Raw genomic sequence first — 13055 nt, 5'->3', positions numbered from 1 at the left:
GACCGCCGCCTCTCTGCGCCGACGGCCCGTACGGACACAGCTTCCGTACAGGCCGTCGGCGCAGTGGGACAGCGGAACCAGGGGCGGTCAGTGGTTGCGCGGGAAGCCCAGGTCCACGCCTGCCGGGGCGTCGGCCGGGTCGGGCCAGCGGGTGGTGACGACCTTGCCGCGGGTGTAGAAGTGCACGCCGTCGTTGCCGTAGATGTGGTGGTCGCCGAAGAGGGAGTCCTTCCAGCCGCCAAAGGAGTGGTAGCCGACCGGCACCGGGATCGGCACGTTGACGCCGACCATGCCGGCCTCGATCTCCAGCTGGAAGCGGCGGGCGGCGCCGCCGTCGCGGGTGAAGATCGCGGTGCCGTTGCCGAACGGGGAGGCGTTCATGAGGGCGACGCCCTCCTCGTACGTCTCGGTGCGCAGGACGCACAGCACCGGGCCGAAGATCTCATCCTTGTACGCGTCGGAGTCGGTGGAGACGTTGTCGAGGAGGGAGAGGCCGATCCAGTGGCCGTTCTCGAAGCCCTCGACGGTGAAGGCGGTGCCGTCGAGGACGACGTCGGCGCCCTGGGCGGCGGCGCCGGTGACGTAGGAGGCGACCTTGTCGCGGTGGGCGGCGGTGATCAGCGGGCCCATCTCGGACGTCGGGTCGTTGCCGGGACCGATCTTGATCTTCTCGGCGCGCTCCTTGATCTTGGCGACGAGTTCGTCGGCGATGGAGCCGACGGCGACGACCGCGGAGATCGCCATGCAGCGCTCACCGGCGGAGCCGTACGCGGCGGAGACGGCGGCGTCGGCCGCGGCGTCGAGGTCCGCGTCGGGGAGCACCAGCATGTGGTTCTTCGCGCCGCCGAGCGCCTGGACGCGCTTGCCGTTGGCGGAGGCGGTGGCGTGGATGTAGCGGGCGATCGGGGTGGAGCCCACGAAGGAGACCGCGGCCACGTCGGGGTGGGTCAGCAGGCCGTCGACGGCGACCTTGTCGCCGTGCAGGACGTTCAGCACGCCGTCCGGCAGACCGGCCTCGGCGGCCAGCTCGGCCAGCAGGTTGGCGGCCGACGGGTCCTTCTCGCTGGGCTTGAGGACGAAGGTGTTTCCGCAGGCGATGGCGAGCGGGAACATCCACATCGGCACCATGGCCGGGAAGTTGAACGGGGTGATGCCGGCGACGACACCGAGCGACTGGCGGATCGAGGAGACGTCGACCTGGCTGGAGACCTGGGTGGACAGCTCGCCCTTGAGCTGGGTGGTGATGCCGCAGGCCAGCTCGACGATCTCCAGACCGCGGGCGACCTCGCCGAGCGCGTCCGAGTGCACCTTGCCGTGCTCGGCGGTGATCAGTGCGGCGATGTCCTCGCGGCGGGCGTCCAGCAGCGCGCGGTAGCGGAAGAGGACGGCCGTGCGGGTGGCCAGCGAGGAGGTGCCCCAGGTGGCGTAGGCGTCCTTGGCCGCGGCGACCGCGGCGTCGACCTCTTCGAGGGAGGCGAGCGCGACCTGGGTGGTGACGGCGCCGGTGGCCGGGTCGGTGACCGGGCCGTAGTTGCCCGACGCGCCCTCGACGGTCTTGCCACCGATCCAGTGGTTGACGGTCTTCATGTCCAAACTCCTTCAGAGGTGATGGCGTCGGTCGGCGACATGGCGGTCGTACTCTTCCCGGGCTTTCACGGCCGACGGCCGGGTGGCCGTTTCGGCTACAGGAACATCCCACCACGCCTGCGCCGGGGGCGGGGCCGACACTGTGTCTGCCGTTTCGGTCTCGACGTAGACACAAGTGGGACGGTCCTCGGTACGCGCCTCGGCCAGGGCTTCCCGCAGGTCACGCACGGTCCTGGTACGCAGCACCCGCATGCCCAGCGAGGCCGCGTTGGCCGCGAGGTCGACGGGGAGCGGCGGGCCGGTGAAGGTGCCGTCGGCGGCGCGGTGGCGGTAGGCCGTTCCGAAGCGTTCGGCGCCGACGGTCTCGGAGAGGCCGCCGATGGACGCGTAGCCGTGGTTCTGCAGCACGATCAGCTTCACGGGGAGTCGCTGCTGCACCGCGGTGACGATCTCGGTGGGGTTCATCAGGTAAGTGCCGTCGCCGACGAGGGCCCAGACGGGGCGGTCGGGGGCGGCCAGCTGGACGCCGATCGCGGCCGGGATCTCGTAGCCCATGCAGGAGTAGCCGTATTCGACGTGGTACTGGTCCACGGAGCGGGTCCGCCAGAGTTTGTGCAGGTCGCCGGGGAGCGAGCCGGCCGCGTTGATCAGGATGTCGTCCTCGGTGACGAGGTCGTCGAGGAGGCCGAGGACCTGGGCCTGAGTGGGGCGCGCGTGCGGGTCGTCGGCGGTGAACGCGGCGGTGACGCGGCGTTCCCACTTCTCCTTGGCGTCGGTGTACTCGGCCTCGTAGGACGGGTCGACGCGGTGGGTGCGGAGGGCCGGTTCGGCGGCGAGGGCTTCGAGGGCGGTGCGGGCGTCTGCGACGAGCGGGAGTGCGCCGAGCTTGTGGGCGTCGAAGCCGGTGATGTTGATGTTGAGGAAGCGGACCTGCGGGTTCGCGAAGAGGGTGCCGGAGGCGGTGGTGAAGTCGGAGTAGCGGGTGCCGATGCCGATCACCAGGTCGGCGGTGCGGGCGAGTTCGTCGGCGGTCGCGGTGCCGGTGTGGCCGATGCCTCCGACGTCGGCGGGGTGGTCGTGGCGCAGGGAGCCCTTGCCGGCCTGGGTGGCGGCGACGGGGATGCGGGTGGCGGTGGCGAACGCGGCGAGGGTCTCCTCGGCCGCGCTGTGGTGAACGCCGCCGCCCGCCACGATCAGCGGCCGGCGGGCGGTGGACACGGCCCGTACCGCGCGGTCGAGTTCGTACGGATCGGGGGCGGGCCTGCGGACGTGCCAGGTGCGTTCGGCGAGGAACTCCTCGGGCCAGTCATGCGCCTGGGCCTGCACGTCCTGCGGCAGCGCGAGGGTGACCGCGCCGGTCTCCGCCGGGTCGGCGAGGGTCCGCATGGCCTGGAGGGCGGCCGGGATCAGGGCCTCGGGGCGGGTGATCCGGTCGAAGTAGCGGGAGACGGGGCGCAGACAGTCGTTGACCGAGAGGTCGCCCGCGAAGGGGACTTCGAGCTGCTGGAGGACGGGGTCGGCGGGCCGGGTCGCGAAGGTGTCCCCGGGCAGGAGCAGGACGGGGAGGTGGTTGATGGTGGCGAGGGCGGCGCCGGTCACGAGGTTGGTGGCGCCGGGGCCGATGGAGGTGGTGACGGCGTGGGCGGAGAGCCGCCCCGACTGGCGGGCGTAGCCGACGGCGGCATGCACCATGGCCTGCTCGTTGCGGCCCTGGAGATAGGGCATCGCCGGGCCCGACTCGACCAGTGCCTGACCGATTCCGGCGACGTTGCCGTGGCCGAAAATGCCCCAGGTGGCGGCGATCAGGCGCTGCCGGTGCCCGTCGCGTTCGGTGTACTGGCGGGCCAGGAAGGTCACCAGGGCCTGGGCGGTGGTGAGCCGGCGGGTGCGTGGCGTGCTCATGCGGTGGCCTCCGGGCCGGGGAACGGAAGTCTGGGGTCCACGGGCTGGGCGGGCCAGGTCTCACGGATCCAGGCGTGGTCGGGGTGGTCGCTGATCAGCCACTCCCGCTTCTCCCCCGGGCCCGCCATCACGTTGAGGTAGTAGAGGGTGCGGCCGGGTGAGGCGATGGACGGGCCGTGCCAGCCGTCCGGGATCAGGACCGCGTCGCCGCTGCGGACCTCGGCGAGGACGTCCGTACCGCCGTCCCTCGACGGTGACACCCGGTGGTAGCCCAGGCCGTCGTGCTCCACCTCGAAGTAGTAGATCTCCTCCAGCACGGATTCGATGCCGGGGCGGTGCTCGTCGTGCTTGTGCGGAGGGTAGGACGACCAGTTGCCGCCCGGGGTGAGGACCTCGACCGCGATCAGCCGGTCGCAGGGGAAGGTGTCGGCGGCGGCGAAGTTGTTCACCTGGCGGGAGCAGTTCCCGGCGCCGCGCAGTTCGACGGGAACCTCCGACGCGGGACCGTGACGAGCGGGGAGTCGTCGCTCGCACTTCGCTCCTGCCAGGGCGAAGCGGCCCCCTGCGCCGGAGGCGATCTGTGCCTGGGCGTCACGCGGTACGTACGCGAAGTCGGACACCCCGCTGAACACACTTTCCCGGCCCAGCAGTTCAAAGATCTCATCTGAGGTGTGCACCGTACAGCCACCGGACAACGGCAGAATGATCCACTCGCTCTCCCCGGTGACGAGGGTGTGAACTCCACCCGGCTCCAGATCGAGCACGCGCAGGCTCGACCGGTCCCAGCCGGCCCGCTTCGGGTCGATGTCGAGGGTGTAGGGGCCGCTTGCGGCGCTTCCCGCACGGAGGTGGTGGAGCGAGGGGTTGTGCGTCGTCATGCTTCCTCCCTACCCGCTCCCCGGCCTCCGGCCGTGCTTCTCGGGGGCCGATGCGGTCGGGGTGTCATGGGGTGGCTCCGGTAACTCCCGTGGCTCCTGTGGGTGGGGGGACGACCGCGCCTTCGGTCAGGGCCGCTTCGACTTCGTGCGGGAACGGCATGGCCGAGGAGCAGGCGAGCCGGGAGGCGACGATGGCGCCGGCGGCGTTGGCATAGCGCATGGTGCGTTCCGTTCCCCATCGGGCGAGCAGTCCGTGGCAGAGCGCCCCGCCGAAGGCGTCACCGGCGCCGAGCCCGTTGAGGACCTCGACGGGCAGCGGCGGCACCTCGGCCACGGTGCCGTCGCGGTGGACGGCGAGCACACCCTTGGGGCCCTGTTTGACGACGGCGAGTTCGACCCCTGCGGCGATCAGGGCGCGGGCGGCCCGGTACGGTTCACGCTCGCCGGTCGCGATCTCGCACTCGTCGAGATTGCCGACGGCGACGGTGGCGAGGGCGAGGGCCTCGCGGTAGCGGGCGGTGGGGACGTCCGCGGCCGGGGAGGAGGTCTCCTCCGCGGTGGCCCGGTCCGCCGCGGGCCAGAACATCGGGCGCCAGTCGAGGTCGAAGACCGTGATGCCGGACCGGTCGCGGGCGCGCAGGGCGGCCAGGGTCGCGGTACGGCTCGGTTCGGCGCACAGCCCCGTGCCCGTCATCCAGAAGACCCGGGCGGAGCGCACCGCGTCGAGGTCGAGTTCCGAGACATGGATCTCCAGGTCGGGGGCCTTGGGCTGCCGGTAGAAGTAGAGGGGGAAGTCGTCCGGCGGGAAGATCTCGCAGAAGGTGACCGGCGTCGGATACGCGTCGACCGGCGTCACCCACCGGTCGTCCACCCCGAACTCCCGCAACTGGTCGTGGAGATAGTCCCCGAAGGCGTCGCGGCCGGTACGGGTCACCACCGCGGTCCGCCGGCCGAGCCGGGCCGCCGCGACGGCGACGTTGGTGGGTGAGCCGCCGAGGAACTTTCCGAACGTGTCGACCCGGGCCAGCGGCAGACCGGCCTGGAGGGGATAGAGATCCACGCCGATCCGGCCCATGGTGATCACGTCGTACGGCTCAGGCATCTGCATCCCTTCGAGCGGCGACCGGGACGGCTGCTCCCCCGTCCAGGTCCAGGAGGTGTCCCGTGGAACGTGTCGGACTCACGGCGCCTGGATGACGCGCCCCGATCCCGCCTGATCCACAGGACACCCCCTACCTCTTCCCTGGAAACCTGTCAACGTTTTGTCCAGACATATGCGCGAATAATTGACACGTATCCCGGGGGCCGAGAGGCTGGGCGGCATGACCTCCTCGGCATCGGCTCCGGCCCGTATCCGTATCGGTTCGGCACCCGACTCGTGGGGGGTGTGGTTCCCCGACGATCCCCGGCAAGTGCCCTGGCACCGCTTCCTCGACGAGGTCTCCGAAGCGGGCTACGAGTGGATCGAGCTCGGCCCGTACGGGTACCTCCCGACCGACCCGGCCCGCCTCGCCGACGAGACCGGCCGCCGGGGGCTCAGGGTCTCGGCGGGCACGGTCTTCACCGGACTGCACCACGGGCCGGACGTCTGGGACCGGACCTGGGCCCAGGTCGCCGATGTCGCGGCTCTCACCCAGGCGATGGGCGCCGGGCATCTCGTGGTCATCCCGTCGTTCTGGCGGGACGACCGGACGGGTGAACTCCTGGAGGAGCGCACGCTCACCGCGGAGCAGTGGCGCTTCCTCACCACCCAGACGGAGCGGCTGGGCCGCGAGGTGCGGGACCGCTTCGGGCTGCGCATCGTCGTCCATCCGCATGCCGACACCCATGTCGACAGCGAGGAGAACGTCAGCCGGTTCCTCGACGGCACCGATCCCGACCTGGTCTCGCTCTGTCTCGACACCGGCCACTACGCCTACTGCGGCGGCGACAGCGTGAAACTGATCGAGACCTACGGGGAACGGATCGGCTATCTGCACCTCAAGCAGGTCGATCCGGAGATCCTGGCCGACGTCGTGGCCGAGGAGGTGCCGTTCGGGCCCGCCGTGGCGCGCGGGGTGATGTGCGAACCGCCGGGCGGGGTGCCGGCGCTGGAGCCCGTGCTCGCCGCCGCCCGGAAGCTGGACGCCGATCTCTTCGCCATCGTCGAGCAGGACATGTATCCGTGCCCGCCCGACCGGCCCTTCCCCATCGCCCGCCGCACCCGGGAGTTCCTGCGTTCCTGCGGCAGCCCGCGCCCGGCGCCCTGACACGCCGAGCGGGCCCGGACAGTGACGTACGGGCGGTACGCGGTGTTGTGCTCGGTGAGGACGGTGCGCGGCTCGGGCCGGGCACCGGCACCCCGTCGCACCGGCACCACCCGCACCATCCCGCCCGTACCACCACCGCACCAGGAGCAGCTCACCATGATCCGGAAGATGCTGTCGTTCCGCAGGACCGCCAGGGTCTCGGCCCTGGCCGCCATCGCCGTGGCCACCGTCGCCCTGACCTCCGGCTTCACCGCCGCCCCGGGCGCCTCGGCCGACTCCGGCGCCCCGACGCCACCGCCCGGGTCCGGGGCCGTCTGCGTCTTCTACGAGGGCGACGAACTGACCGTGTACGGCGAGCAGGGCGACCGGGTCTCCCAGGTGCAGTGCATGCTGGCCAACCGTCACTATCTGCCGTGGACCGCGGTCGACGGAACGTTCGGGCCCCGGACCCTGCTCGCCGTGCAGAGCTTCCAGGCGGACCATCCGCCGCTCCTGCCGAGCGGCCTGGTCACCCCGGTCACCTGGTCGGCGCTCTGGCACGCGGGGCCGACGCGGACGAGCCCTCTGCCCTATCCGCCGGTGTGACCGGGCAACGCCGGGGCCCTCTCCTCCTGACGCGTCGGTGACGCGTCAGGAGGAGAGGGCCGGTCTCCTTCTCAGTCGTCCGCGGAGCCCGCCCGGGTCTTCGCCGTCGTCGTGAACGGCAGCACGAGCCGGGACGGGTGCGCGGCGTCACGGTAGATCTTGTGCGTGACGGGGCGGCCCACCGGCAGGTGGAACGCGTCCGGCGGCAGCAGGGCGTTGTGCTCGTCGGCCAGCGGCTCGTCGTTGGAGAGCTCCGCGACCAGCTTGTGCCCCGGCAGGAACGTCGCCGCGAACGGGTAGACCCGCAGCACGTACTCCTCGATCTTCCCCGGCTCGACCGGCACCGCGCGGGTGTGCGGGTGGTAGGGGTCGCCCTCCGTGGTGCGCTCCTCGTCCAGCTCGCGGTGCGATGCCTTGAGGTAGGCGGTCGTGAGGAGCTGGCGCTTGCCGTTCGGGGCCTCGTCCCACATGCGCAGGATGAAGTTGGTGTCGGGCTGGTCGATCTCCACGAAGAGGTGCGCCGCGCCCTGGCCCATCATCTCGGTGGGCTCGGTGAACGGGGCGGTGCTCCAGCTGAGGATCTCCACCTTGTCGGTCACCGTCAGCGGTGCCTGGTAGAAGCCGTCGGGCGCGGCGTGCTCGGCGCCCATGAGCTCGGGCTCGAAGGAGAGCTTGCGGCGCGGGCGCAGGTAGAGGGACTTGTGCTCGATGTCCTTCGGCGGCCACTGCGCACCGGTGACGGTCTCGCGCGATCCCTCGACGTGGACGGTCACGGCGGGCTCGTCCATGATGCCGTTGTCGATGCCCTTGAGCCAGTACTCGTACCAGCGGAACATCTTGTCGTGCTCTTCGATGAAGGGGCGCGACTGCATCGGCGGGTACGGGCCGATGTCGAGCTTCTTCGGGCCCTTCAGGGCGTGGTACGTCTCGATGGTGCCGTCCATCGTCCAGCCGCGGCCCTGGTCGATCTGGAGCCAGACCGGGATGTCGATGCGGGGCGCGAGCGTGATGGGGTTGCGCTCCTCGTACCACTCGCCGTCGACCTCGTTCATCACGATGTCGAACCAGGCCTCGTGATTCTTCGGGTAGTTGAGCACATGGAACAGGTTCGGCCAGGCGGCCACGTCCGGGTCCTGGAGCCGCTTGGCGACGCGCTCCTTGATCTCCTCGGGCGAATAGGTCTCCAGCATGCGGGACTTGACGCCGTCGGTGAAGGCCCAGCCGGAGTCGCCGCCGCGTCCCTCACGGGCGGCGCGCGGCATGAACCACATGACACCGCCGTGGTAGGTGGTCTCGTAGAAGTCGTAGTGACCGCCGCTGACGAAGATCGCCTTGAGGCTCGGCGGACGCTCGGCCGCCGCCAGCACCTGCATCGAGCCGAAGTAGGAGATGCCGATCATGCCGACGTTGCCGTCGCACCACGGCTGGGCCGCGACCCACTCGATGAAGTCGTACGCGTCCTGGCCGAGCGAGACGCCACCGGCGTTGTAGTTGCCGATGTGCTCGCCCTCGGAGGCGCCGGAGCCGCGCAGGTCGCCGATGACGTGGACGTAGTCCTCCTTGACGACGCGCGCGATGTCACCCGCCTCGATGCAGCCGTCCCACATCGGGCTGGGGCGCCGCTGCGGCGGCGTGGTGAGCGCGAGCGCCTGGAGCTCCTTGCCGTACGGGCTGAGCGCGACGAGCGCCGGACGCGGCTTGTCGTCGACGCCGCTGTAGGTGTCGGCCGCCAGCGTGACACCGTCCCGCATCGGGACCCGGAGGTCCTTGCGGACGGCGATGTCCTGCTCCCCCGCTCGGATCGTCTGGAAGTCAGTCATGAGTGCGAAGCTCCTGTGTCACGAGTTCTGGTCGAGGTGCGTGCGGTAGCCGTGCATCGACGTGAAGAACGGCGACGGCTCGAGCGTGGGGTCGCCGGTGTAGCCGAGGTCCGCGGCGGCGCGGGCGAACGGCGAGTACGGCGAGTCCGTCTCCGGCAGGCCGGCCTGCAGACAGCCGCAGGCGGCCGCGTTCACACGGCCCTCGATGGTGAGGCTCTGGGTGATGGCCTCCTGGGCCTGGTCGGCGTCGAGCTCGACGTCGTACGGCGTGCCGTCGGCCCGGCGGTAGGGATGCCCGAGGTACAGGTGCCGCGGGCGGATCTCGTCGCGCAGGTACTCCAGGCTGGTGCGGTAGGCGACCGGGTCCGTGTAGCCGGGGAAGCCGTTGGCCGCGCCGTGGACCTGCACGGAGTCCCCGACGAACACCGACTGCTGCCCGTCGACGACGTAGGCGACCGACCCGGGCGTGTGGCCCGGGATCGAGTGCACCGAGACGGTGACATCGCCGCCGAGCGAGAGCGTCTCCCCGCCCCTGACCAGCAGGGAGGGCTCCATCTCCCCGGAGATGACGGCGTTCCCGGCGGCGGTCACCTTCGCCTCGCCCTCGGGGTCGCCCAGGTACTGGCCCCGCGCCGCGAGGTACTCCTCCACATGGGCCCGCCGCGAGCGGAGCATGGGCGCGTCGGCCTCGTGGATGACCACCTTGGCGCGTCGGCCGGTGAGCTCCCACAGGGCGTACGCCCCGCCGACGTGGTCGATGTGACCGTGCGTCAGCAGGATCCATCGCACGTCCTCGATGCGGCGCCCGATCGCCTCCAGGGCGGGCGCCATGCCCTCGGCGGGCGAGGTGGCGATGCCGGTGTCGACGATGGCCGGCTCCGGAGCGTCGATGAAGAAGCTGTAGAGACCGAACCGTCCCCAGGGGGAGAACAGGGGATGGACGGAGACTTCGTGCGTCATGGCCCTCTTTCCGAACTCGTACGCGGGTGTGCCGTCAGCGGCGACTGAGGAAGTCGCGCGTCTGGGTGAAGGCCTGGTGGTACTCCGGGAGCCAGGAGAAGTGCTGGACGAATCCGTGCCCGGCGCCCTCGTACCGGCTCACCGTGGCGTCCACGCCGGCCTCCGCCAGTCGCTGCCCGTACAGCTCGCCCTCGTCGCGCATCGGGTCGAACTCGCCGGTGAGGACGAGCGCCGGGGGCAGCCCACCGAGGTCGGCGCGCTTGATCGGCGAGACCAGCGGGTCGGCGGGATCGGCGCCGCTGTCGAGGTAGAAGGCGTTGAAGGGCTTCAGCCCCGCCGTCTCCAGGCCGTAGCCCACGGCGTTCTCCCGCAGCGAGGCGTAGCGGTCGACGTCGAAGTCCAGGTCGAGCGAGGGGTAGTAGAGGATCTGGTGGGTGATCCGGTCGAAGCCGTCGTCGTGGGCCCGGGCCGCGACCGCGGCGACGAAGTTGCCGCCCGAGCTGTCGCCGGCGAGGGCGAGGGTCGTGCCGTCCCAGGTCGGGACACCGCCCTCCTCGCCGACCCAGCGCACCACCGCGTAGCAGTCGTCGAGACCGGCCGGGAAGGCGGCCTCGGGCGCCAGGCGGTAGCCGACGGAGACGACCGTGAGCCCGGTCTCCTTCGCCAGCGAGCGCGCGACGTGGTCGTGCGTCTCCAGGCTGCCGAGGAAGAACGCGCCGCCGTGGAAGTAGACCAGCACACCGTGGCGGTCGGCCTCGGTCGGCGTGTAGATCCGCACCGGTACGTCACCCGAGGCAGTCCGTGCGGTCAGGTCCTCGACCGCGTGGAGCGGCAGGCGCTCCTCGACGGGGGCGACGTGGGCCTCGTCCGCGGCGCGCATGGCGACCGGGTCGAGCGGCCCCTCGGGCGGGGTCGGCAGGCCGGCGAGGAAACTGGCGATCTCGGGATGCAGGGGCATCAGGTCACTCCTGTCCGGCAACGGTTGCGGGCTTCTGGCCGGGGAAGACGTCGTCGATCTCCTCCTCGGTCCACCCCGAGCGCGAGATGCGCTGCAGCTCGTCGGTCACCGGCTTGCGGGTGGCCTGGTACAGGGCCAGGGCCTCCTTCACCGAGTCCGCCTCCCGCAGGGCCTCGGCGAGCGCGCCGGCGTCCTCGATGGCCGAGTTCGCGCCCTGGCCCTGGTGGTGCAGCATCGAGTGGGCGGCGTCGCCGACGAGGACGACGGAGTCCGAGTGCCAGGTGTCGACCGGGTCGATGTCGTAGACCGCGCGGATGTTGACGGTGTCCATGTCGAGGTCGCGCGTGATGTTGACGATGCGCTCGTCGAAGCCTTCCACCGTCGCCAGGAGGTCGTCCTTGGTGATCTGCGGCGCCCAGGTGCTGTCCGGGCACAGGGCGGTGATGTCGAACGAGACCTGGCCCCGGTGGCGCAGCGGCAGCAGGTAGACCTTCGTGCCCCGGCCGATGTACATCCGGAGGTTGTCGTCGGTGACCATCCCGTAGGCGTCGTCGGCGGAGATCACGGCGCGGTAGGCGTGCTCACCGGAGAACACCGGGCCCTTGTCGCTGAAGAGCTGCTGGCGCACCACCGACTTGATGCCGTCGGCACCGACGACCAGGTCGGCCTCGACCGTGTTGCCGTTGGCGAAGGTGAGGACGGAGCGGTCGCCGTTGTCCTGGATGCTCTCCAGCTTGTGGCCGAGGTGCACCATGCCCTCGGGGAGTACGCCCAGGAGCGCCTCGATGAAGTCGCCGCGGTGGATCAGGTGGGTGTGGACCTGCTCGCCCGCGACCGGCCACGCCTCCTTCATGATCCGTTCGTCGGTGGCCGTGAGGATCTCGAAGTAGTCGCTCGGCGAGGTCACCTTGGCGATCGCGTCGAAGATGCCCCACTTGCGGAACCAGTTCATGGTGGACGGACGCAGGCCGATGCCGGCGCCGACCTCCCGGATCTGGTTCGCCTGCTCGTAGACGTTGACGTCGGCGCCGAGCAGGCTGAGGGCCTTGGCCGCTGCCGCGCCGCCGTACCCGGCCCCGACGATGGCGATCTTCAGGTTTTTCAGGTCTGAGAGCTGCATGGTGGTTCTCTCTACTTCTGGATGGTGAGGAAGTCGGCCGGGTTGTCGACGAAGATCGTCTTGATCGCGGCCTCGTCGAGGCCGGCGGCGCGGAGGTCCGGGATGAGGTCCTCGAAGATGTAGTTGACGGTGTGGCCCTTCACGCCCGGCCAGCCCAGCGGGCTGCAGTTGGCGTCGGCCGAGGCGAGGACCTGGTTGATCCGGCCTTCGCCGATGAACCGGAGGAAGTGGTCGAGCCGTTCCTTGCGGGGGCGGGCCCAGAACGGCGGGTCCGGCAGCTCGGTCTCGTAGCCGAAGGTGTCGAAGCCGATCCGGCCGCCCTGCTCGGCGATCCAGACGTCCCGGGTCTTGTCGGCGTTCACACCGTCGTCGACGTGGCCGAACAGGACGCGGTGCAGCGGAAGACCCTCTTCTTCGAAGATCGCGATCGCGTTCTCGGCGTCGATCGCGAGGTGGGTCAGGATCGGCACGCCCGTGGTGAGCGAGGCGCGGGCAGCGGCGCGGTAGATGCGCTTGTCCAGGTCCGTCATCCGGCCGCCGCGGCTCACCCCGACCTTGATGACACCGGCGAGGCTGCCGGTGTTGCCGATGCCGACGGTGATCTCGTGGACGAACTGCTGGGTCAGGTAGTCCACATCGGCCTGGGCGAAGTGCCGCAGGGCGGTGTCGCCACCGACGAAGCCGGTGCAGGCGACGATGTGGACGCCGGTCTTCGCGGACAGCGACTTGTAGTAGTCGACGTCACGGCCGTTGCAGATCCCGGTCGCGTCGACGAACGTGCCGCCGCCGTACTCGTGGAAGGCCCGCAGCTTCGGGACGGTCTCCTCGTACCGCTGCTCGGGGGTCTTCCACCACTTCGTGTCCAGTTCGGAGCCGGGCATGCCGTAGCCGACGTGCTCGTGGACGGCGACAAGGCCCAGCTCCTCGGCCGGGATCGGCCCCAGGACGGTGTTCACTCTCGACACAACACTCACCTTCGAAGAAAGAGACTTGACG

The 13055-nt window shown here is 70.6% G+C and carries 11 protein-coding genes; 2 read left to right on the top strand and 9 right to left on the bottom strand.

Annotation, left to right across the window (positions count from 1 at the left end; genetic code table 11):
* Window positions 1-87: 87 nt before the first annotated feature.
* The 4 genes from AB0L71_RS15990 to iolC all read right to left on the bottom strand — a co-directional run bounded on the left by AB0L71_RS15990 (window position 88) and on the right by iolC (window position 5469).
* Complete coding sequence (locus tag AB0L71_RS15990) at window positions 88-1587, bottom strand: CoA-acylating methylmalonate-semialdehyde dehydrogenase (RefSeq protein WP_365242866.1); 1500 nt, start codon at window positions 1585-1587, stop codon at window positions 88-90.
* A 12-nt stretch (window positions 1588-1599) separates the two neighbouring features.
* Window positions 1600-3489, bottom strand: coding sequence for a 3D-(3,5/4)-trihydroxycyclohexane-1,2-dione acylhydrolase (decyclizing) (iolD, locus tag AB0L71_RS15985; RefSeq protein ID WP_365242864.1), 1890 nt, complete (start codon window positions 3487-3489; stop codon window positions 1600-1602).
* Window positions 3486-4367, bottom strand: a complete 882-nt coding sequence (iolB, locus tag AB0L71_RS15980) for a 5-deoxy-glucuronate isomerase (protein ID WP_365242862.1) — start codon at window positions 4365-4367, stop codon at window positions 3486-3488. The genes iolD and iolB overlap by 4 nt, the downstream gene beginning before the upstream one ends.
* A 64-nt stretch (window positions 4368-4431) precedes the next feature.
* On the bottom strand, window positions 4432-5469 hold the full coding sequence (gene iolC, locus AB0L71_RS15975) for a 5-dehydro-2-deoxygluconokinase (RefSeq protein WP_365242860.1): 1038 nt from the start codon (window positions 5467-5469) through the stop codon (window positions 4432-4434).
* 220 nt (window positions 5470-5689) lie between these two features.
* Between iolC and AB0L71_RS15970 the strand changes: the two genes are divergently transcribed.
* Both AB0L71_RS15970 and AB0L71_RS15965 read left to right on the top strand, forming a co-directional pair.
* Entirely contained in the window at window positions 5690-6616 is a 927-nt protein-coding gene (locus AB0L71_RS15970) for a sugar phosphate isomerase/epimerase (protein WP_365242858.1), read from the top strand.
* Between the two features lie 156 nt (window positions 6617-6772).
* Window positions 6773-7201 (top strand): peptidoglycan-binding protein, encoded by a 429-nt coding sequence (locus tag AB0L71_RS15965; protein WP_365242856.1) that lies wholly within the window; start codon window positions 6773-6775, stop codon window positions 7199-7201.
* A 71-nt stretch (window positions 7202-7272) separates the two neighbouring features.
* Here AB0L71_RS15965 and AB0L71_RS15960 read toward each other — a convergent pair whose 3' ends face one another.
* Genes AB0L71_RS15960 through AB0L71_RS15940 form a run of 5 tightly spaced genes read right to left on the bottom strand, consistent with a single transcriptional unit; the run spans window position 7273 to window position 13024 of the window.
* Entirely contained in the window at window positions 7273-9021 is a 1749-nt protein-coding gene (locus AB0L71_RS15960; RefSeq protein ID WP_365242854.1) for a CocE/NonD family hydrolase, read from the bottom strand.
* Window positions 9022-9039: 18 nt separating this feature from the next.
* Window positions 9040-9981: an MBL fold metallo-hydrolase gene (locus AB0L71_RS15955; protein WP_365242852.1), complete on the bottom strand. Its 942-nt coding sequence runs from the start codon at window positions 9979-9981 to the stop codon at window positions 9040-9042.
* Window positions 9982-10015: 34 nt separating this feature from the next.
* Window positions 10016-10939 carry an alpha/beta hydrolase gene (locus AB0L71_RS15950; protein ID WP_365242850.1) on the bottom strand — a complete coding sequence of 308 codons (924 nt, stop codon included), beginning with the start codon at window positions 10937-10939 and terminating at the stop codon, window positions 10016-10018.
* A 4-nt stretch (window positions 10940-10943) separates the two neighbouring features.
* Window positions 10944-12059 (bottom strand): FAD-dependent monooxygenase, encoded by a 1116-nt coding sequence (locus AB0L71_RS15945; RefSeq protein ID WP_365242848.1) that lies wholly within the window; start codon window positions 12057-12059, stop codon window positions 10944-10946.
* Window positions 12060-12070: 11 nt separating this feature from the next.
* Window positions 12071-13024 (bottom strand): phosphotriesterase, encoded by a 954-nt coding sequence (locus AB0L71_RS15940; protein WP_365242846.1) that lies wholly within the window; start codon window positions 13022-13024, stop codon window positions 12071-12073.
* Window positions 13025-13055 lie beyond the last annotated feature (31 nt).

This window comes from Streptomyces sp. NPDC052052 (genome assembly GCF_040680455.1).
GTDB lineage: Bacteria > Actinomycetota > Actinomycetes > Streptomycetales > Streptomycetaceae > Streptomyces.
The sequence above is the reverse complement of the archived record's forward strand: the minus strand, read 5'-3'. Positions and strand labels throughout refer to the sequence as shown.